The sequence below is a fragment of the Gordonia prachuapensis genome (assembly GCF_036350515.1).
GTDB classification, from domain to species: domain Bacteria; phylum Actinomycetota; class Actinomycetes; order Mycobacteriales; family Mycobacteriaceae; genus Gordonia; species Gordonia prachuapensis.
The window spans coordinates 66800-86110 of record NZ_JAZDUE010000021.1 but is presented as its reverse complement, the minus strand read 5'-3'; the positions used below and the strand labels follow the sequence as shown (position 1 = coordinate 86110).

The following is a 19311-nucleotide window of genomic DNA, read 5'->3' as shown; positions in this document are numbered from 1 at the left end:
GGGCACGGTCTCGATCCAGAACTCGCCATCAACGGTTCCGTAGGCACGAGTGCTCACCCAGCAGCAGCCACCAACACCAAGTCTGACCCAAACTCACGACCAGACCCAGTAGCTCCCATTAGTAGGTGACGAGCGGCAGCGAGGAGCCGTATCGAGATCCGGTGACGCTCTGTGGTGTCCGGAAACGATTGTGACGCAAGTGGTCTCGATACGCCGCCTCGCCTAGCGGCTCAGCGGCTACTCGACCATCGAGGGAGATGAACGGTGTCATCCCGCCGCAAGTCGTCCAACTGCGGCTAATCAGTCCTGCTCGCCTCCCTCGGCTTCTTGCTCCTCCTGGTCTCGTTCCTGCTGTTCTCGTCCCGCCTCTTCTCTCCGTTGTCGGTTGCGTTCTCGTTCTTGTTGTCGGCGGGCGTGTTTGGCTGCCACCCGGGGTGTGGATCGGGTGGGTGGTTCGGGCGTCGATGGTGTCGGTGGTGGCGGGTCGGGGTCGGTGTCCGACCGCCGCGGTGGTGGGTCCGGTGGTGCGAATCGGATGCGACGTAGCCCGGGGAACATCGTTTCCAGAGTGTCGGGCTCACCGTCGATGATCAGCCCCTCTGGCGTGGTGAACGCCGTGCGCAGGCGGCCGCGCCGGTCACGGTACTGCTCGTCCACCCACCGCCCGAACGTCTTGAGCAGGTGGGAGAAGCGGTCTTTGGCGTTCAGGTTGTCCGGCTCGGTCTGCCCACCCCGCTCCGGACGCTGGTGGTTGTACTCGTTGACGTGATCCAGGTCGGCATCGAACGACGACGTCGGGTTGCCCGGGATCACGCTGTAGCCATCACGCACCCGCACAAACCGGTCCAAGGCAGCCGACGGCCGATACGGGTCCGACGGCAGATGCGACGGCAGGGTGACCGTGCCATCCGGATTGGTGGGGGTGCCCTCGGGCACCAGCGGCGAGATGACCGCGTCCGGGCGGGCGGCGAGATCGCGGGCATGGTCATCGGAGATCACCCCGTGCCCGGCGATGAACCCGGCATGCTGTGCGGTGCCGTTCAACGTGGACTCATCGGCCACCACATGCACCACCACTTTGGCGTCGACCGGTGGGACCGTACCGGGCTCCGGGATCTGCGCGGTGCAGTCTGTGCGGCCGCAGGTGCACTCGAAGGGTGTGCCGGACAGCAGGGCGAACATCGCATCCGACGCGCGCTGCTGTCGGGTGCGCTCATCGAACTCACACACCGAGTTGGCGAGAGCTTTCACCGCGGCGGCGGCGATCCGCACATTCTCCGCGGCCATGGTCGCCGAGATCTCGGCCATCCCATCCGGCTTGTTCTTGGTGCGCATACCGCGCGCGTCCAGGGCGCGTCGGCGGCGTTCCCGCACCGCATCCGGGTCGTGCCGGAACACGATCCGGTCCACCATGTCGCGTAGCCGGTGCGCCGACCAGCCCCCGGCGTGCGCGTCGAGTTCGGCGGCGATCTCGGCATCCACCAACGCCGCATAGGGTTGGCCGTCGGCCAGGTCGGTACGCGAGATGATCGTCGGAATCAGCGCCGCGCTGATCCGGCCGTCCCGCAGCCGTTGCGACACCTGCGGCAGTCGGTCACGTAGCGCGATCGCCTCAGTGATCAGGCGTTCGGCGGCGGCCTGTCCGATGCCCAACCCCAACGCGACCCGGGCGGCGCAATCGGCGAGGCCGTCGACCAGGAGAAAGTCGTGATCCGACGGCTCATCACCCACCAGACGGGCATGCAGTTGGGCGGCGATCTGGTAGCGGTGCCACGCCAGGAACGCCTCACCGCGCACGTCGGCGACGAGCGCGCCGATCAGATCATTGGTGTCCGTCGACGCGACGTTGCTGGCGTCGAGGCCGCCGGTGAAGATCGGCGGCACGTCGGGCCACGGTGACGGATCCCGCCACCACGACGACAACGCCCACCCCGGACCCGACACCGTAAACGCCCTTTCAGAGACAGATATGGGCAGCGCAGGACACCGCATCCCACATATATCTGAAAAGGTGGCCGAACCCCACGGTTCGGCCGGCATCAACATCGTTTCGTTCCTGCTGACAACCAAACTACGACATGGGTCTGACAAGTTTTGTTCGTGCAGGTCACGGGGGGTTTCGATACGCCGGCTCGCACGCTCGCGCGGCTACTCAACCAACGACATAGGGGGCCGGCTCGCACGTTCGCGCGGCTACTCAACCAGCGAGCGGGGGCGCCGGCTCGCACGCTCGCGCGGCTACTCAACCAGCGAGAGGAGGACGGTGGCTCGCAGGCTCGCGCGGCTACTCAACTGACGAAAGAATGCACCGGCCCGCACGCTCGCGCAGGGTCATCCGATCCACCGACGCGCACCTCACTCGCCCCTGGCCCGGACCATACCCAAGGGTGTAGACAGAGCACGTCGGCACAGCACAGCACAGCGGCAGAGCAGATCGGTAGCGCATCCCGGAGGCCAGCGATGAGTGAACCGAGTGTGATCCCGAGTCGGATGGGCATCCGGTTCTCCGCTGCCCGCAAGCCGACCGACCGAAACACCGTGGTGGCGGTCTTGTTCGTCATCGGGATGGGGATCGCGCTGATCGCGGTCACGATCGTTCCGTCCTACGAGCCGGGCATCCTCGCGTGGGAGTTCGGCTACCCGCCGACCGATCCGGACCGGCTCGACGATCTCCGAGACACTCTTGCCGCCGATCTCGGGTTGATCCTCGGCTACGTCCTCACCCTGGGTGGGCTGGCGTTCCTCGGCCGACTGCTCGCCTTCACCAAGCCGTATCGGACGGTGTCGACCGTAGCCGCAGTCGGCATCGTCGCGGCCGGGCTGTTCGATCTTGCCGAGAATCTCGCTCTGCTGACGGAATGGCGGCTCGGCGGCATCGCGGCCTCGGCGGTGTTCGCCACGGCCAAGTTCGCTCTCCTGCTGCCGGCGTCGGTCGTTGCGGCGTGGGCGATCGTCAGCCTGGCCGAGACCCTGGTGGCGCGACGGTGGCTGAAGAAGAAAGGCGCCGACGCATGGCATCCGGCCCCGAGCGACGAACACTGGGCCGACGAACCCCGTTGGGACCGTGCGTATCTGACCCCGACCCCCGAGCCGGTCGGTACCGAGGACCATGACAAGACCGCCATCTGTCTGTCCGGTGGGGGCGTCCGATCGGCCTGTGTCGCGCTCGGCGCGATGCAGAGCCTTACCAAACAGAGCCTCACCAAGAAGTCCGGTGACCGGGCACCGATGCGACCCGACTACGTCGTCTCCGTGTCCGGCGGCGGGTACACGGCCGGCGCACTCCTCCAGGCGATGCGCCGACACGAGCCGAATCTCGACTACTGGTCGGCCACCGACAGGACCGCGTACGAGAAGTCGGGCAGCTCGGTGCAACGAGTCCCCCTCGAAGGCCTTTTCGACGAGGGCAGCGAAGAGTACGACTACGTCCGGCGCCGCGCCAGCTACATCGCCGACAGCCCTGGCGAGATGGCGACTGCCCTCGTGGTCATCGCCAAGAACATGCTGCTGTCGCTCACCATCCTCTTCACTCCCGCGGTGATCGCCGGTGTGCTGGCCGGCCTCACCTACGCCCACATTCCTATCGCCGCAGTCGTGCCGGTGCCCGACGACACCGTTGCCGGCGACACGGCACTGCCGGAACAGGCGAGTCTGCATGCCAACTCGACTGCCACGGTGTGGATCCTCGGGGCGCTCGCAGCAGTCTGCTTCGTGTTTCTTGTCGCCGCCGGATTCACCGAGGCGATGTCGGCCGGCCCGACAGGTGAGAAGATCCGCGCCGTCCTCTCCCGGGCCGCGATCTGTTTCGCGATCGGCGTCGCCATCATCACGGCGATCACCGTTGCGGCGCCCGGTCTCCTGCGGGTCGCCGATTCGCTCTTCGCCGGCTCGTCGTCGGGGATGGTCTGGAGCGCCTCGGCGGTCGCCCTGCTGAACTACACCGCGGTCCTGGCCGCGATCCTCTGGCGCAACCGCGGGATCGTCGGCAAGATCGTCGCGAGTATCAGAGGCACGACCGAGTCGCCGCGTAAAGGCGTGCCTCGCGGTGCGATTCAGCTGCTGCTCGTCCTCGTGACGTTGTTGGTGGTGACTCTCACGTGGTTCGCGACGTTCGGCGGCGCCGGCGCATGGACCTTCGACACCTTCGTGAGCGACACCGCCGACCGCAGCGGGGTGTGGATCGTCTTCGCACTTGCGGTGACGATCGCTCTCGCACTGTCCTATTACGACGTCACCTCGTCGAGTCTGCATCCGTTCTACCGCCGGCGGCTGGCGCGGGCGTTCGCCGTGCGACGGTTGACCGTCACGTCGAGAGTCGGTGGGCGCGAGACGAAGCGGACGGTCGCGGTGCCGTACCCGAGTAGCGAATCCACCGAACTCGCGGACTTCCACGACCCCGGATCGACACCGCATTTCGTCTTCGCCGCCGCCGCAACGATTTCCGGTACGGAGAAACCGGCCGCCGGACTCAACGCCGTCCCGTTCACGTTCGCGACGGACTATGTCGGCGGCCCGGACGTGGGGTGGGTGTCGACGCGGACGTTGAAAGCCCTTGCCCCGCCTCGCCTTCTCCGCGATCTCACCGTCCAGGCGGCGGTCGCCGTCAGCGGGGCCGCGTTCGCATCGGCGATGGGCCGGATGGGTTCGGGATATCAGAAACTGTTCGCGATCTCCGGCGCGCGGCTCGGCACCTGGCTCCCGAATCCGACGTTCCTGGCGGCCTCGGCGAGCCAGAAGGACAACTGGGCGTGGCCGCACGGCCTGCCCCGTTACCGCGGCGCCGGGTACCTCTATCGGGAGGTGCTCGGCATCAACTCCGCCCGTGGACGATTGCTGCAGATCTCCGACGGGGGTCACTACGACAATCTCGGACTCGTCGAGGCCCTCCGCCGCCGCTGCACCACCATCGTCTGCATCGACGCCACCGGTGACACTCCGCCGAATCTCAGCACCCTGGCCGATGCCGTCCGGCTCGCCCGGGCCGAGCTCGGTGTCACGTTCACCTTCCCGGGCGACGGGGCGCCGGACGATTTCGATGCGCAGTATCTGGCGCCCGGGACCGGGGAGTCCTTCGACCCCGACGACGACTTCGCCGCGCTCAACGCACGAATCACCCAGGGCTGTGTGGTGGCGGCGACGATCACCTACCCGCCGCGCGGCGGTGTGTCGCAGACCGGACGCCTCCTCCTCGCCAAAGCCGTGCTGTGGCAGGAATGCCCGGACTGGTTGATGACCTACGCCAACACCAATCCGGTGTTCCCGCACGACAGTACGTCGGATCAGTGGTTCGACGAAGGCCAGTTCGCCGCCTACACCGAACTCGGACGGCTCATCGGTGCCGAGGCGTTGCGGGCGCGGGAGCTCGTGTGCTGAACCGGTTCTGGGGCTGAGTCGCTCAGTTCTCCTCGGCGCCGACCAGCGCGGCGGTGTCGTCGACATCGTGGGACTCGGCCGCTTGCCCGCGGACGAACGACACGGCCGCCACCGCGACGGCACAGTAGAGCGCGGCGAACCAGAACGGTGCGGCCATCGACCCGAACCATTCGGCGAGGTAGGCCACCAACACGGCCGAGATCGCGGCTCCCATCCAACGCAGGAAGCTGTATCCGGCGCTGGACACCGACTGCGGCGTGGAGCCGTCGCCCGACGACATCGCCACTCCGGTGAACAGTGTGTTCAGCACGCCCGACGGGAAGCCGGACAGGATCACGGCCAGGCCGATCAGCCAGACCTGGTCGGTGAGCACACCCGCTGCGGCCAGCGCCATGACCGCGGCGTAAAGGGTGATCGCCGCGAGGACGCCGCGTTTCTGGCCGATGTGCTCGGCCAGCCAGGGCGCCACGAGGACACCGGCGAATGCGGTCAGCACGCCCCAGCCGAAGAAGACGAGACCCGCGTACAGCGGTCGCAGTCCCATCGCGATCGGTGCCCACGCGATGACCGTGAACAGTGCGCCCGTGTAGAACGCGGAACCGATCGACGTGATCAACAGGGTGCGGTTCCGCAATGCCTTGAGCGGGTCGACGATACGGACGCGGGTGCGTCCGGCACGGGGTCCGTCAGACGGCAGCATCACCGCACAGAGGATCGCGCCGATGAGCATCAGGGTCGCGGTACCGGCGAACGGTGCACGCCAACTCACCTCGCCCAGAACGGCTCCCAGCAGCGGTCCGACCGCGAGGCCGATGCCCAGTGCGGCCTCGTACAGCATGATGGCCCCGGCCTGGCTGCCCTTGGCCGCCGTCACGATGAAGGCGAGTGCGGTCGCGAGGAACAGTGCGTTGCCCAGGCCCCACAGCACCCGGTAGGCGATGAGTTGGTCGATGTCACCGGCGAACGCGGAGATGCCGGCGGCGATGACGATCAGTGACAGCCCGATGGTCAGCGTGCGCTTGGGGCCGAAACGATATGCCGCCCAACCGGTCAGGAGCATCGCGACACACTGCACGCCGACGTAGACGCCGAACAGGAGGGTGAGCTTCTCCGGCGGTGCGTTCAGGGCCTCGGCGATGGTGTGCAGGATGGGGTCGACGAGCCCGATGCCCATGAACGCGACGACCGCGGCGAAGGCGGTCACCCAGACCGTGCGCGGTTGTTGCCGGAACGTCTCCAGCAGGGAGTGGTCGTGCTCGTCGGCCGGGGCTGCCGGCCGGTTCTCTGTGACAGTCATGCGTTCCTCTGGATCAGTGGGTGGCCCGGTAGATCAGTTGGTGTCGTCGACGTAGATCAGTTGGTGTCACCGTCGGGCTGGGGTAGTGCATCGAGTCGTCGACGCAGCCTTTCGAGCGCGGGCGCGGCCGCCGTGAGGGCGGCACGGTCGGCCTCATCGAGGTCGGAGAGCGCAGCGGTGAGGATGCGGTCCCGTCGCCCACGCACCTGGGTGAGGAGATCGTGGCCGCGGTCGGTGAGACCGACCACCACCGCACGACGATCCGCGGGGTCCGGCTTGCGTTCGACGAGACCGTTCTTGCTCAGGCCGTCGATCAGGTTGGACGCCGTCGGCATGCGGATGGATTCGCGTTCGGCGAGCTCCCCGATACGCATCGGTCCGTGGTCGAGCAGCACGGCGAGCGCCGACGCCTGAGCGGCGGTGTACTCCGCGATCGGGGTGCGGCGCCTCAGAGCCAGGTACAGCCGGGTCACCGACGGCCGCAAGGCCGACGCCAACCGGTACACCTCGTCTTCGGACACATGACAACGCTAATACTTAGGTTTACGAAATAATAGCTGAGCTAGTGTGACATGCATGACAGGATCTGAGAAGAAGCGGTTTTCCCAGCTCTCGCCCCGTTCGCGGGCGTTGATCATCGTCGGCGCCGTGGTCCAGTTCGCTTTACAGGGTGCAGCGCTGCGGGACCTGAAAAGGCGACCGGCCGCGCAGGTCAGGGGTCCCAAGCAGCTGTGGCTCGGGGTGAGTTTCCTGAACTACGTCGGTCCGATCGCCTACTTCGTGGTGGGGCGTAAGGGCTCCTGAGCCCTTCGTGACACTCGGCTAGCGCCTCGTTCCTCAGGGGGCGAGGGGGTCAGGCCCCGATCGGCGTGCCGCCGTCCCGCCACACCGCGACCACCGCGGGCCGGGGCTGCGTGTTGCCGCCGTCGGGCCAGTGCGACGCCGGGTTGTCGGCGGAGTGGTCGTCGAGCTCGCCCGGATGCTGGACGCACACGATCACCCGGTCACGGTCGATGATCGGACCGCACGTCTCCCCACCGACCGGGACGGTGAGGAACTGCTTGGTCATGCCGCGCTGCGCGCCGTCGAGCGCGACCGCGAACAGGCCGTCGTTGCTGTCGAGTGCGTTGCCGTCGGTGGAGATCCACAGGTTGCCGTGGGGATCGAAGGCCACGTTGTCCGGGCAGGAGATGGGACTGACCTTGGTCTTGTCGTAGCCGCCGTAGTACGTGTCGGCCGCGGCCGGGTCGCCGCACACCAGCAGCAGGTTCCAGGTGAGGTCGGTGCCGGTGTGGTTGTCCTCGATCTCGATGACCTGGCCGTTCTTGTTCTCGTTGCGCGGGTTGGCCTCGTCGGCCGGCGCCTCGCCGTCGGTGCCGCGTTCGTCGTTGTTGGTCAGCGCGCAGTACACCTTGCCGCTGCGCGGATTCGCCTGGATGTCCTCGGGGCGGTCCATCTTGGTGGCGCCGACCTCGTCGGCGGCCAGGCGGGTGAACACCGCCACCTCTTCGGGGGTCATCCCGTCGACGTGGGACTGCGCCGAGCCGTCGGCATTGACGGTCAGCAACGGATGCCAGGTGCCGGTGCCCGCGAACGACTCGCCCTCCGGGAGTTCACCGCTGCCGTCGATCGCGTCGGGGCTGTCGCCGGTGAAGGACGCGACATACAGCGTGCCCTCATCGAGGATGCCGATGTTGTGCGCGCGGGCCGTCGCCGACACCCCGGTCTTCATCTTCCGGGACGACACGAATTTGTAGATGTACTCGAAGCGTTCGTCGTCACCGGTGTAGGCCACGACGGTGCCTTCGTCCGGCCCCGACGACACGACGTGAATCGTGGCGCCCTCGTGCTTGAGCCGGCCGCGCGAGGTGTGCTTGATCGGGGTGGAGTCGGGGTCGTGCGGGTCCACCTCGACGACATAGCCGAACCGATTGATCTCGTTCGGCTCCTGGCCGAGATCGAAGCGGGGGTCGAACCGACCCCACTGGTGGTAATCGGAATCGTCGTCGACGGAGTACCGGTCGAGTCGCTCCGTCGCGGTGGCGTCGGTGACGGCGCTCGCGTTGCTGAAGTAGCCGTCGAAGTTCTCCTCGCCGGAGAGCATGGTGCCCCACGGCGTCAGACCGCCCGCGCAGTTGGCGAAGGTGCCGAGCACCGTGACGCCCGCAGGGTCGGCGGACGTCTTCACGAAATCGCTGCCCGCGCCGGGACCGGTCAGCCGCATCGGGGTGGACGCGGTGATGCGCCGGTTGCGTTCGCCGACGATCGGGGTGATGGCGCCGGTGCCGTTCTCCGCCGACACCTCGACGACCGTGATGCCGTGCGCCGCCATGGCGATTCGGGCCTGCTGCTCGGTGGGTTCACCGGGGACGTACCCGGTGAACATGAACTCCTCGGTCGTGTACTCCTGATTGCAGACCAGGTAGTAGTGGCCCGACACCCCGTCGACCGGGATGAGCCCGGCGAAGTCGTTGTTGTAGCCGAACTGCATGGCCTGCGCCTCGGGCGTCTGATTGGCGAAGTCGAACGCGGGCGCGCCGGGCAGGACCGCATCACCCCAGCCGATGACGACCCGCTGCTGGTAGCCCTCCGGGATGACCACGGCATCCTCGGTGTTCGGCGCGACGGACGCGAAGTCCATCCCGGCCGGCGGGGTGTCGTCCACCGGCGACGACGAGGCAGCCGCGGAGTCGGAGGCGTCGTCGGAACCGCAGGCGGCCAGCATCGACGTCGCGCCGATCGCGACCGCCGCACCCGCCGACGACCGCAGCACGGCACGACGAGAAGCTTTTGCGCGCAGTACATCCCGGAAGTAGGGATTGTCGCTGTCGTTTCCGGGTTCGTGCCAGCAGGCCTCCCCGCATCGGTACTGGCACGTGACGCGGGCTCGCGAGGACCGGCCGAGCCGATCGGACTGCGAGGTCAACAACGGCAACGGAATACGCACGATCGGGCCTCCCCCGGGGTCGCTCCCTGTGATCTGGGCTGGATACGCATGGGCTGCGCAGAGAACTGTGTGGACGTTAGGGAGCGAAAGGAAACCCGCGCGAAGGTGATCGTGAACACGGGGAGAACAGCTGGTGCGAGAGCTCACCGGGTGCCCGGTGGGCTCGGTGTTTGAGCCCGCCCCGAACCCGGGTACGCCAAGACCAACCGAGAGGAAGGTGTTACTCGATGAGCACATATGTGACCGCCAATCCGACCACCGGTGTCACCGAGCGCGAGTTCGAGGCTCTGACCGACGACCGTGTGCGTGCCGTCGCGCAGGGCGCCGCGGCGGGCTTCCGGCGGTGGAGGGACACCCCGGTGCAGGAACGGGCGGACGCGTTGGCGCGTACCGCAGAGCTGTACGAGAAGCGTGCCGAGGAACTGTCGGCGGTGATCACCACGGAGATGGGCAAACCCAAGGCGGAAGCCGACGGTGAGGTCCAACTCGCGGCCGACATCTACCGCTGGTACGCCGAGCATGGGCCCGAGCTGCTCGAGACCGAGACCCTCGACCCGCAGGGCGCCGAGGAGTCCATCGTGCAGCGGCGACCGGTCGGTCCGCTGGTCGGTGTCATGCCGTGGAACTATCCCTATTACCAGGTGGTGCGGTTCGTCGCGCCCAATCTCATGGTGGGGAACTCGATCATCCTCAAGCATGCGGCGATCTGTGCCGCCTCGTCGCAGCTGATGGCCGAGATCCTGCACGAGGCAGGCGTACCCGAGGACGTCTACGTCAACGTCTTCGCCTCCAACGACCAGGTCGCCGACCTCATCGCCGACCCGGCGGTGCACGGCGTCTCGTTGACAGGCAGCGAAGGCGCAGGTGCGGCCGTGGCGAAGACCGCCGCGGAGAACCTCAAGAAATCGGTCCTGGAGTTGGGCGGCTCGGACCCGTTCCTCCTCCTCGACACCGAGGACATGTCACGGACGGCGACGATCGCCGCGAAGGCACGACTGTCCAACTCCGGTCAGGCGTGCAACTCGCCGAAGCGCTTCATCGTGCTCGACGACCTCTACGACGACTTCGTGGAAGCCCTTGTCGGCCAGTTCGAATCAGTCACGGTCGGCGACCCGGCCGACCCGGGCACCGACATGGGGCCGCTGTCGTCGATCTCGGCGCGCGACGGCGTGGCCGACCAGGTCGACAAGGCGGTCGAACAGGGCGCCACGCTGCACACGGGCGGAAAGAAGCTCGATCGTGACGGCGCGTTCTACGCACCGACCGTGCTCACCGGCATCACGAAGGAGATGGATGCCTACTCCGAGGAGATCTTCGGGCCGGTCGGCATGGTCTACCGGGTGTCCGCGATCGACGAGGCCGTCGAACTCGCCAACGACGTCGGGTTCGGGCTGAGCGGTTCGGTGTGGAGCACCGACCTCGACAAGGCGAAGCAGGTGGCCGACCGGCTCGAGGTGGGCATGGCCTACGTCAACGAGCACGGCACCACGCTGCCGGGCCTGCCCTTCGGCGGTGTGAAGCGGTCCGGCTACGGACGCGAGCTCGGGCGTTGGGGCATGGGCGAATTCGTCAACACCCGGTTGCGGAGGACCTCGCGCAAGTAGGTGTCCGGGGGTCGGACGGGTGGTCTCAGAACCGCCCGCCGACCCCGATCCGCCCGGAACTGCCCGACCCGCCGAAGGAGCCGGGGCTGCGGCCGCCGCTGCCGTAGCCGCCGCCGAATCCGCCACCCCAACCGCGACCGCCACCGCGGGTGCCGCGCAGGAAACTGTCGACGAGGATGCCGCCGAGGACCGCACCGCCCACCGACGGTGTCGACTGCGGCGGCTGACTCTGGTGCCACTGCACGACGTCGCCCTGGGCGGCCATCAAGGCCTGGTCGGCGAGATAGCCGGCCCGGCGGGCGCTCTGTGCCGCCCCGGTCGGATCGGCCTGGGCGGACTCCGTGGCCTCGGCCAGCAGCCGCTGCGCCTCGGCCAGTCGCGTGCGGGCGACGGACTGGATCGCTCCGCGGCGGGTCGAGATGAAATCGCTCGCGGTCGAGATCTTCGCCTGCGCGGAGGTGACCGCGGCGTTGACGAGCTCCGAACGCCGTTGCCGCTCGGCCGAGGTGGCGCGCGCGGCGTCCAGCGCATCGTCGAGGTCGGCGTCGGCATCCACCAGCGCGGTGAACGTGCCGAGCGGGTCGTCGTCGAAGCCGGTCCGCGCCGCCGACAGCGCCGCGGTGGCCCTCTCGACGGCCGTGGCCAGCGCCGGCCCGCCGTCGCCGGCCAGCGCCTGCGCCTCGGTGAGTTCGCCGTCGACCTCGTCGATCAGAGCCGGCATCCGCGTGTTCGCGGCCGCGATGTTGCCTTCCGCGTTGTCGATCGCGTCGAGCAGTTTGTTCGCCTGATCCAACGCGCCCTCCGCGGAGCGGATCGCGGCCACCGCAGGACCCTGTTCACCTGCCGGTGCGGACACCGCCTCGCGGCCCTGGTCGGCGCTGTGCTCGGCGAACTCGATCTCGTCACGCGCCAGATCGACGTTGTCGGCGATCGACACCAACACCGTCTCACCGTGCTTGCCGATCAACGTGTCGAGCTTGGTCTGTGACCGTTCCATCCGGGCGCGTGCGGCGACGAGCTTGCGGGTGAGCTCGTCGAGCCGGGTGTCGGCGTTGATGAGCAGATTACGCATCGCGTCGAAGTTCTCCACCTGCGCGTCGAGCGCCGCGTCGACGTCGGTGCAGGTGGTGATGATCTGCACCAGCATCGCGCGCTGTTCGTCGGGGGTCTCGGGGATGGCGTCGTCGAGTCGCTGACGCACCGCGAACGACTCCGCCAATCCCTGCTTCGCCGCCGTCAGCGCCTCGGTGAAGGGCGCCGTCTCGGTCTCACCGAACTCGCCGATGGCGAGCTGCAGCTCCTCCTCGCTGGTCCGGATCGCGTTGTCGGTGTCGGTCAGCACCTCACGCGACCACGGGTCGAGGACGTCGAGCGGCTGCTCGACCAGTTCGTCGCCGGTCAGCTCCTGCTCCCGCATCGCCTCGAGGCCGGATTCGATGCGCTGTTGCTTGCGCCGCCGGCGATACAGCAGCGCGGCACCGCCGCCCACCACGACGACCCCACCGACAGCCAGCGCGGTGTAGAGGCCCGCGTTCGATGGCGTCATCGCGGAGTTGATGCCGTTCACGGCAGCCTCGCCGGCGCCGGCCCAGTCGCTGTCGCGCAGCGCCGGCACGATGTCGTCGCGGGCGATCTCGTCGAGTGCCTCCTGGTCGAGACCGTCGATCTCCTCGGGGGCGTCGAAGTAGTAGCCGCGGTCCTCGGTGGCGACGGTGAGCAGCACGTCGCGGTCGCCGAGGTCGCTGGTCGCGGCGGTCTGCGCCGCCCACTGCTCGGCGGACATGCCGTCGAAGTCGCGGACGTAGACCACCCACAGCATCACGTCGTGGTCGGTGTAGAGCTGGTCGGTCGACTCCTGGAGGTCCGTGCGCTGCGTGGTGGTCAGCACATTGGCGGAGTCCACGACCTGCGTCGGCAGGCGCGACGGTGGTTCCGCGTGCGCCGGGGTGGATCCGAGCAGCGCGACAACACCGAGGACGAGAGCGGCCAGGCCGAGGACGACGCGGGTCGGGCCCAACCGACAGGTGTGCGTGGCGGCGGCAAGCATGCGTCCCAATGTATCCGCCATCGGCGGGCGGTCCCGCGTGCCGCCGCCCGCCGTGTCAGCCGTTCGTCAGTTCGGGTCGGTGCTCAGTTGTGGTTGTCGCGCCACTTGCAGACCGCTTCCAGCACGGTCAGGTCGTACTTCGGACCCGACGCGCCGACCGTGATGAGGGAGATACCGGCCTTGACCAGTTCTTCCGCCTCGGTCAGCGCGTCGTCGACGGTCCGGGCCTGCAAACCCGCCGAGTGTTCGATGGTCGACGGGTCACGGCCCACCGATGCGCAGTGGTCGGCGAGGATGCCCGACTTACGTTCGTAGCTGGGCACATCCACGAAGTAGTGCCAGATGTTCCCGTGCTCGGCGACGTGGCGCAACGTCTTCTTCTCCCCGCCGCCACCGATCAGTACCGGGATGTCGCGGGTCGGCTGCGGATTCAGCTTGCCGAGGCGATCGGAGATCCGCGGCAGGGCGGCGCCCAGGTCGTTCAGGCGGCTGCCGGCCGTGCCGAACTCGTAGCCGTATTCGTCGTAGTCCTTCTCGAACCAGCCTGAGCCGATACCGAGAATGAGACGGCCGTCCGACATGTGGTCGACCGTGCGGGCCATATCGGCCAGCAGTTCCGGGTTGCGGTAGGAATTGCAGGTCACCAGCGCGCCGATCTCGACGCGGCTGGTCTGTTCCGCCCAGGCGCCGAGCATGGTCCAGCACTCGAAGTGCTCGCCGTCCGGATTGCCGTACAGCGGGTAGAAATGGTCCCAGTTGAAGGCGACATCGACGCCCAGATCCTCGGCGCGGCGCACGGCGTCGCGGATCATCGAGTACTCGGGAGCGTGCTGCGGCTGGAGCTGGACGCCGATGCGGACAGGGAAATCGCGTGCGGTGAAGGTCATGACGCCAGTCTGCCGAAGGATTGTCGGAGCGTCACTGTCCGATTCGGTCCCGTCGACTGGGTGCCGTTTCTCGTCGAGTGGGCGCTGTTTCGCATCGAGTGGGCACGCCTCGCGGAATCGATGATGGTAAGCAGGGATTCGTGATCCCTCACGCCCCTGACCTCGCCGCCCTGCGCCGACGAACCAGTGCGAAGTGGAGCACCTACCCCGACGACGTGCTCCCCATGTTCGTCGCCGAGATGGATTTCGACCTCGCGCCGGTCGTCACGGAGGCGATGCTCGAGCAGGTCCAGACGTCCGACATCGGATACTGCGATGGCCCGGGAGGGGTCGGCACCGCGTTCAGCGGGTTCGCCGATCGGCACTGGGCGTGGACCGTCGATCCGGCCGATGTCCGCCTCACGACCGACGTCAGCGTGGTCATCGTCGAGGCGTTGCGGGTGGCGATCGAACCGGGCGACCCGGTGGTCATCACGCCGCCCGTCTACCCGCCGTTCTTCGAACTGATCCCGGAGGCGGGCGGACGTGTCGCGGAGGTGCCGCTGCAGCTCGACCGCACCCGCTGGACCCTCGATCTCGGCGGGATCGAATCGGCGTTGCGTGCGGGGGCCCGCGCCGTGCTGCTGTGTCATCCGCACAACCCGCTCGGCCTCGCGCACCCACGCGAGCACCTCGTCGCGTTGGCCGAGTTGGCGGCCGAACACGACGCCGTCGTGGTCAGCGACGAGATCCACGCACCCCTGATCCACCACTTCGAACCGACGTTCGTCCCGTTCCTGTCCGTCGGGGACACCGCGCGCGAGGTCGGCATCGCGGCCCATTCGGCCAGCAAGGGCTTCAACATCGCGGGCGCCAAGTGCGCGCTCATGGTCGCGGCATCCGACCGCACCCGCGCGCTGCTCGATCGCCAGCCCGCCGAGGTCGGATTCCGGACGAGCATCCTCGGACGGGCGGCCACCGAAGCGGCGTTCACCGGCGGCGACGACTGGCTCTTCTCCACTGTCGACCGAATCGTGGAGAATCTCGACATCCTCGGGCAGGTGCTCGACGACGAGGTGCCCGAGGTGGTGCTGCACCGACCGACCGCGTCGTACCTGGCGTGGCTCGACTTCCGCGCGCTCGGCCTCGGCGACGACCCAGCGGCACCGATCCTGGAGCGTGGACGCCTCGCGCTGCATTCGGGGCCGGCGTTCGGCGAGCAGGGCCGCGGCTTCGCCCGAATGAACGTGGGATGCGCTCCAGAACTCGTTATCGAAGGTGTGCAACGCATCGCTCGGTCCGTCTGACCTGCGGTTCGGCATCGTTGCACGTCCTGCAACGCAGGTGCAACGCACTCACTCCTACCGTGTGCACCCGATCACTTCAGCCACCCCTAGTGGCGCACGTGACACCTGGAACCACGACATTGGAACCACCTGAGGAGTACGAGATGACCGTCTTCGCAAAGCCCGGAGCCGAGGGATCGGTGATGAGCTTCGAGTCCCGCTACGACAACTGGATCGGCGGCCAGTGGACGCCGCCGGTGAAGGGACAGTACTTCGAGAATCCCTCCCCGGTCGACGGCAAGACGTTCTGCGAGGTCGCGCGGTCCACCGCCGAGGACATCGAACTGGCGCTGGACGCCGCACACAAGGCCGCACCGCAGTGGGGCAAGGTGCCGGTCGCCGAACGGTCACTGACGCTGCTGCGCATCGCCGATCGCATGGAAGAGAACCTGGAGAAGCTCGCCGTCGCCGAGACCTGGGACAACGGCAAGGCCGTCCGTGAGACCCTGGCCGCCGACATCCCCTTGGCGATCGACCACTTCCGCTACTTCGCCGGTGCGCTGCGCGCCCAGGAGGGTTCGATCTCCGAGGTCGACGAGGACACCGTCGCCTACCACTTCCACGAGCCGCTCGGCGTTGTCGGACAGATCATCCCGTGGAACTTCCCCATCCTGATGGCCGTGTGGAAGCTGGCCCCCGCGCTCGCCGCCGGCAACGCCGTGGTGCTCAAGCCCGCCGAGCAGACCCCCGCGTCGATCCTCTACCTGATGAGCCTCATCTCGGATCTGCTGCCCGCGGGTGTGCTCAACGTGGTCAACGGCTTCGGTGTGGAGGCCGGCAAGCCGCTCGCGTCGAGCAACCGCATCCGCAAGATCGCGTTCACCGGTGAAACGACCACCGGCCGCCTGATCATGCAGTACGCCTCGGAGAACCTCATCCCGGTCACCCTCGAACTCGGCGGCAAGAGCCCGAACATCTTCTTCTCCGACGTGATGAGCGCCGACGACGGCTTCCTCGACCGTGCGCTGGAAGGCTTCTCGATGTTCGCGCTCAACCAGGGCGAGGTCTGCACCTGCCCGAGCCGCGCGCTCATCCAGGAGAACATCTACGACGACTTCATCGCCAAGGCCGTCGATCGGGTCAGCCAGATCAAGCAGGGCAACCCCCTCGACACCGACACGATGATGGGTGCGCAGGCGTCCAACGACCAGTTCGAGAAGATCAGCTCCTACCTCACCATTGGCCAGGAAGAAGGCGCGAAGGTGCTCATCGGTGGTGAGCCCGCCGACCTCGGCGGCGATCTGTCGGGCGGCTACTACATCAAGCCCACCGTCTTCGACGGGCACAACAAGATGCGCATCTTCCAGGAGGAGATCTTCGGGCCGGTGCTCGCGGTCACGACCTTCTCCGATTACGCGGACGCCATCCACATCGCCAACGACACCCTCTACGGGCTCGGCGCGGGCGTGTGGAGCCGCGACGGTGCCACCGCCTACCGTGCCGGTCGCGAGATCCAGGCGGGACGCGTGTGGACGAACACCTACCACGACTACCCGGCCCACGCCGCCTTCGGTGGTTACAAGCAGTCGGGCATCGGTCGCGAAACCCACCTGATGATGCTCGAGCACTATCAGCAGACGAAGAACCTGCTGGTTGGTTACGCTCAGAGTGCCAAGGGCTTCTTCTGATCTGAGTCCCCGGTCCCTGAGGAGCGAGGCGCTAGCCGAGCGTCACGAAGGGCCACAACCAGAAAGCAGAGGTGAAAACCCGTGTCGGACCAGCAGGTTCCTGATCGGGTGGTCGCCACAGACACCGCCGTGGAGCTCCTGACCAAGCTGTCGGAGCTCCACGGCGGACTCATGATCCACCAATCCGGTGGATGCTGTGACGGCTCCGCCCCCATGTGCTATCCGGTCGGCGAGTATCGCGTCGGTCAACGCGACGTGCTCGTCGGAGAAATCGAACTGGCGGAACCCCTTCCCGCGGTGCGGGTGTGGATCAACGGCGACCAGTTCGAACTGTGGAAGCACACCCAACTGATCCTCGACGTCGTCAAGGGACGGGGTGCCGGATTCAGTCTCGAGGCGCCCGAGGGTGTTCGTTTTCTCTCGCGTGCACGGGCTTTCAGCGATGACGAGAACGAGATCCTGGCGGCGTCACCGCCATTGACCGGGGCCGCCGTCGGAATCTAGGGTTCGAACCCGACTAGTGTTCGAATCCCACGAAGGTGGCGGCTTCCTCGACCGTCTTACGTTCGGAGACAACCGCATTGGCCGGGAAGGAGTGATCCGGCCAGCCCAACGCGATGCTCTTCATGATCACCTGGTCGTCCGGGATGCCGGCATGTTCTCGCACGACGGGCGACTGCATGATGCCCTGACTGTTGATCACCGCCCCCAGGCCGCGGGACCACGCCGCGTTGACCAGAGCGGTGGAGACCGCACCGCAATCGAAGGGTGTGTCGTCGCTGCCGTCGAGGATGCGGTCGTAGGTCACGATCACACACACCGGAGCATCGAACTGACGGAATCCCCGCAGCACCCAGTCGTGCCGCTTCTCCGTGTTGTCGCGGGCGATGCCCATCGCGCCGAACAGTTGCTTCGCAACCTGGACCTGGCGCTCACGATGCGTACCGGTGAACTTCTCCGCGCCAGTCCGGAACTCCCGTGAATGTGGCACACCGGCGAGGTTGCGCTCGGTGTTCCCCGCCCGGATGCGATCGAGGGGTTCTCCCGTGATCACATGAAAGTTCCAGGGCTGTGTATTCATCGACGACGGGGCGCGCATCGCGAGTGCGAGGATCTCCTCGATCAGTTCCCGTGGGACCGGGTCGGGCGTGAACCCGCGGATGCTGCGGCGCCCGAGAATCACTTCGTCGTAATCCATTGTCGATCTCTCCTCGCGCGAATCGAACTTCACGGCAGTATTCCACGCTCCACATCGTCCAGCCACCAACCCCGCACCATCCCTGGCGGGCGGCCCGGCTCGATGTAGTGCTCGGTGCCGAACGCGAACGGGAACACCTCGACCGGAATCGCGAGCATCTCTTTGACGTCGCTCTGACTGGCGTGGCAGGCGAGTGCCTCGCGCTTTGCCGTCACGTCGTCGCCGAGGTCGACGGCCCAGTGCAGGTCGGCCTCGGGGGTACCGATCGGGTTCCCGTCGTCGCCGCGGGTGTCCGGGTCGAATCCCTCGTCCATACCCATTTCTTTGGCGAGCGTGAACAGCTGCCTCATCAGATCCCGGTTCATCGTCACCTCAAGGTAGCGGGGCCGCTTCGCCGCGAGATCGGCTGCGGCAAGGGTGGTCCGGTGCAACATGATGTGATCGGGGTGGCCGTAACCGCCGTGCCAGTCATAGCCGACGACGACATCCGCGTCCTCCTCGTCGAGGATGTCGGCCAGCCGGCGTGCCGCCTCGCCGACGTCGGCGCGCGAGAAGACCCCGTCGGTGTTGTTTCGCGCCCAGCCGGTCATCCCCGAGTCCGCGTATCCCAGCCAGGCCACGCGCGCGGTTCCGGTGATGAGCGCCGAGGCCTCCGCCTCACCGCTGCGACGACTCACCACCGTCTCGCCCGGCGCCAGATCATCGGGCACATCACCCGGGTCCCCATCCGTGCAGTACACAACGACCACACGGTGCCCCTCCCGCGACGCGCGGATCATGGTTCCGGCCGTGCCGGTGGCCTCGTCGTCGGGGTGCGCATGGACGAAGACGATTGTGCTCATGGGTCGATCATGCTCGGACCGACGCGAGCCGCACCGACCACCTCCCGTTTAGCCACAACCAACCGGCTCCTGATCTGCGCTCTGCTCGCTGGTCGAGTAGTCGCGAGTGGCAGCGAGTGACGTATCGAGACCCGGTGACCCGTAAACGAATCTCCGACGTCAC

The 19311-nt window shown here is 67.3% G+C and carries 14 protein-coding genes; 6 read left to right on the top strand and 8 right to left on the bottom strand.

Annotation, left to right across the window (positions count from 1 at the left end):
• Positions 1–300 precede the first annotated feature (300 nt).
• Positions 301–1944, bottom strand: coding sequence for a DUF222 domain-containing protein (locus V1Y59_RS21070; RefSeq protein ID WP_330506994.1), 1644 nt, complete (start codon positions 1942–1944; stop codon positions 301–303).
• 516 nt (positions 1945–2460) lie between these two features.
• On the opposite strand from V1Y59_RS21070, the gene V1Y59_RS21065 reads away from it, so the two are divergent.
• Positions 2461–5373 (top strand): patatin-like phospholipase family protein, encoded by a 2913-nt coding sequence (locus V1Y59_RS21065; protein ID WP_330506993.1) that lies wholly within the window; start codon positions 2461–2463, stop codon positions 5371–5373.
• Between the two features lie 22 nt (positions 5374–5395).
• On the opposite strand, the gene V1Y59_RS21060 is transcribed toward V1Y59_RS21065, so the two are convergent.
• Together V1Y59_RS21060 and V1Y59_RS21055 are read right to left on the bottom strand one after the other, a co-directional pair.
• Positions 5396–6670 (bottom strand): MFS transporter, encoded by a 1275-nt coding sequence (locus V1Y59_RS21060; RefSeq protein ID WP_330506992.1) that lies wholly within the window; start codon positions 6668–6670, stop codon positions 5396–5398.
• A gap of 56 nt (positions 6671–6726) precedes the next feature.
• Entirely contained in the window at positions 6727–7191 is a 465-nt protein-coding gene (locus tag V1Y59_RS21055) for a MarR family winged helix-turn-helix transcriptional regulator (protein WP_330506991.1), read from the bottom strand.
• Positions 7192–7246: 55 nt separating this feature from the next.
• Between V1Y59_RS21055 and V1Y59_RS21050 the strand changes: the two genes are divergently transcribed.
• A complete protein-coding gene (locus V1Y59_RS21050; protein ID WP_330506990.1) occupies positions 7247–7474 on the top strand; it encodes a PLDc N-terminal domain-containing protein in 228 nt (75 codons plus the stop codon).
• A gap of 49 nt (positions 7475–7523) precedes the next feature.
• Here V1Y59_RS21050 and V1Y59_RS21045 read toward each other — a convergent pair whose 3' ends face one another.
• A complete protein-coding gene (locus tag V1Y59_RS21045) occupies positions 7524–9617 on the bottom strand; it encodes a PhoX family protein (protein WP_330506989.1) in 2094 nt (697 codons plus the stop codon).
• A 227-nt stretch (positions 9618–9844) separates the two neighbouring features.
• Here V1Y59_RS21045 and V1Y59_RS21040 point away from each other — a divergent pair, with 227 nt between their 5' ends.
• Positions 9845–11221: an NAD-dependent succinate-semialdehyde dehydrogenase gene (locus tag V1Y59_RS21040; RefSeq protein ID WP_330506988.1), complete on the top strand. Its 1377-nt coding sequence runs from the start codon at positions 9845–9847 to the stop codon at positions 11219–11221.
• Between the two features lie 25 nt (positions 11222–11246).
• On the opposite strand, the gene V1Y59_RS21035 is transcribed toward V1Y59_RS21040, so the two are convergent.
• Both V1Y59_RS21035 and V1Y59_RS21030 read right to left on the bottom strand, forming a co-directional pair.
• Positions 11247–13268 carry a TPM domain-containing protein gene (locus V1Y59_RS21035; RefSeq protein WP_330506987.1) on the bottom strand — a complete coding sequence of 674 codons (2022 nt, stop codon included), beginning with the start codon at positions 13266–13268 and terminating at the stop codon, positions 11247–11249.
• Between the two features lie 83 nt (positions 13269–13351).
• A complete protein-coding gene (locus tag V1Y59_RS21030) occupies positions 13352–14155 on the bottom strand; it encodes an LLM class F420-dependent oxidoreductase (protein WP_330506986.1) in 804 nt (267 codons plus the stop codon).
• Between the two features lie 140 nt (positions 14156–14295).
• Between V1Y59_RS21030 and V1Y59_RS21025 the strand changes: the two genes are divergently transcribed.
• The 3 genes from V1Y59_RS21025 (at position 14296) to V1Y59_RS21015 (ending at position 17612) form a co-directional block, all read left to right on the top strand.
• Complete coding sequence (locus V1Y59_RS21025) at positions 14296–15441, top strand: MalY/PatB family protein (RefSeq protein ID WP_330506985.1); 1146 nt, start codon at positions 14296–14298, stop codon at positions 15439–15441.
• 143 nt (positions 15442–15584) lie between these two features.
• Entirely contained in the window at positions 15585–17108 is a 1524-nt protein-coding gene (exaC, locus tag V1Y59_RS21020; RefSeq protein WP_330506984.1) for an acetaldehyde dehydrogenase ExaC, read from the top strand.
• 81 nt (positions 17109–17189) lie between these two features.
• Positions 17190–17612, top strand: a complete 423-nt coding sequence (locus tag V1Y59_RS21015) for a DUF779 domain-containing protein (RefSeq protein WP_330506983.1) — start codon at positions 17190–17192, stop codon at positions 17610–17612.
• Positions 17613–17625: 13 nt separating this feature from the next.
• On the opposite strand, the gene V1Y59_RS21010 is transcribed toward V1Y59_RS21015, so the two are convergent.
• Both V1Y59_RS21010 and V1Y59_RS21005 read right to left on the bottom strand, forming a co-directional pair.
• A complete protein-coding gene (locus V1Y59_RS21010) occupies positions 17626–18306 on the bottom strand; it encodes a nitroreductase (RefSeq protein WP_330506982.1) in 681 nt (226 codons plus the stop codon).
• 29 nt (positions 18307–18335) lie between these two features.
• Entirely contained in the window at positions 18336–19148 is an 813-nt protein-coding gene (locus tag V1Y59_RS21005; protein ID WP_330506981.1) for a PIG-L deacetylase family protein, read from the bottom strand.
• Positions 19149–19311 lie beyond the last annotated feature (163 nt).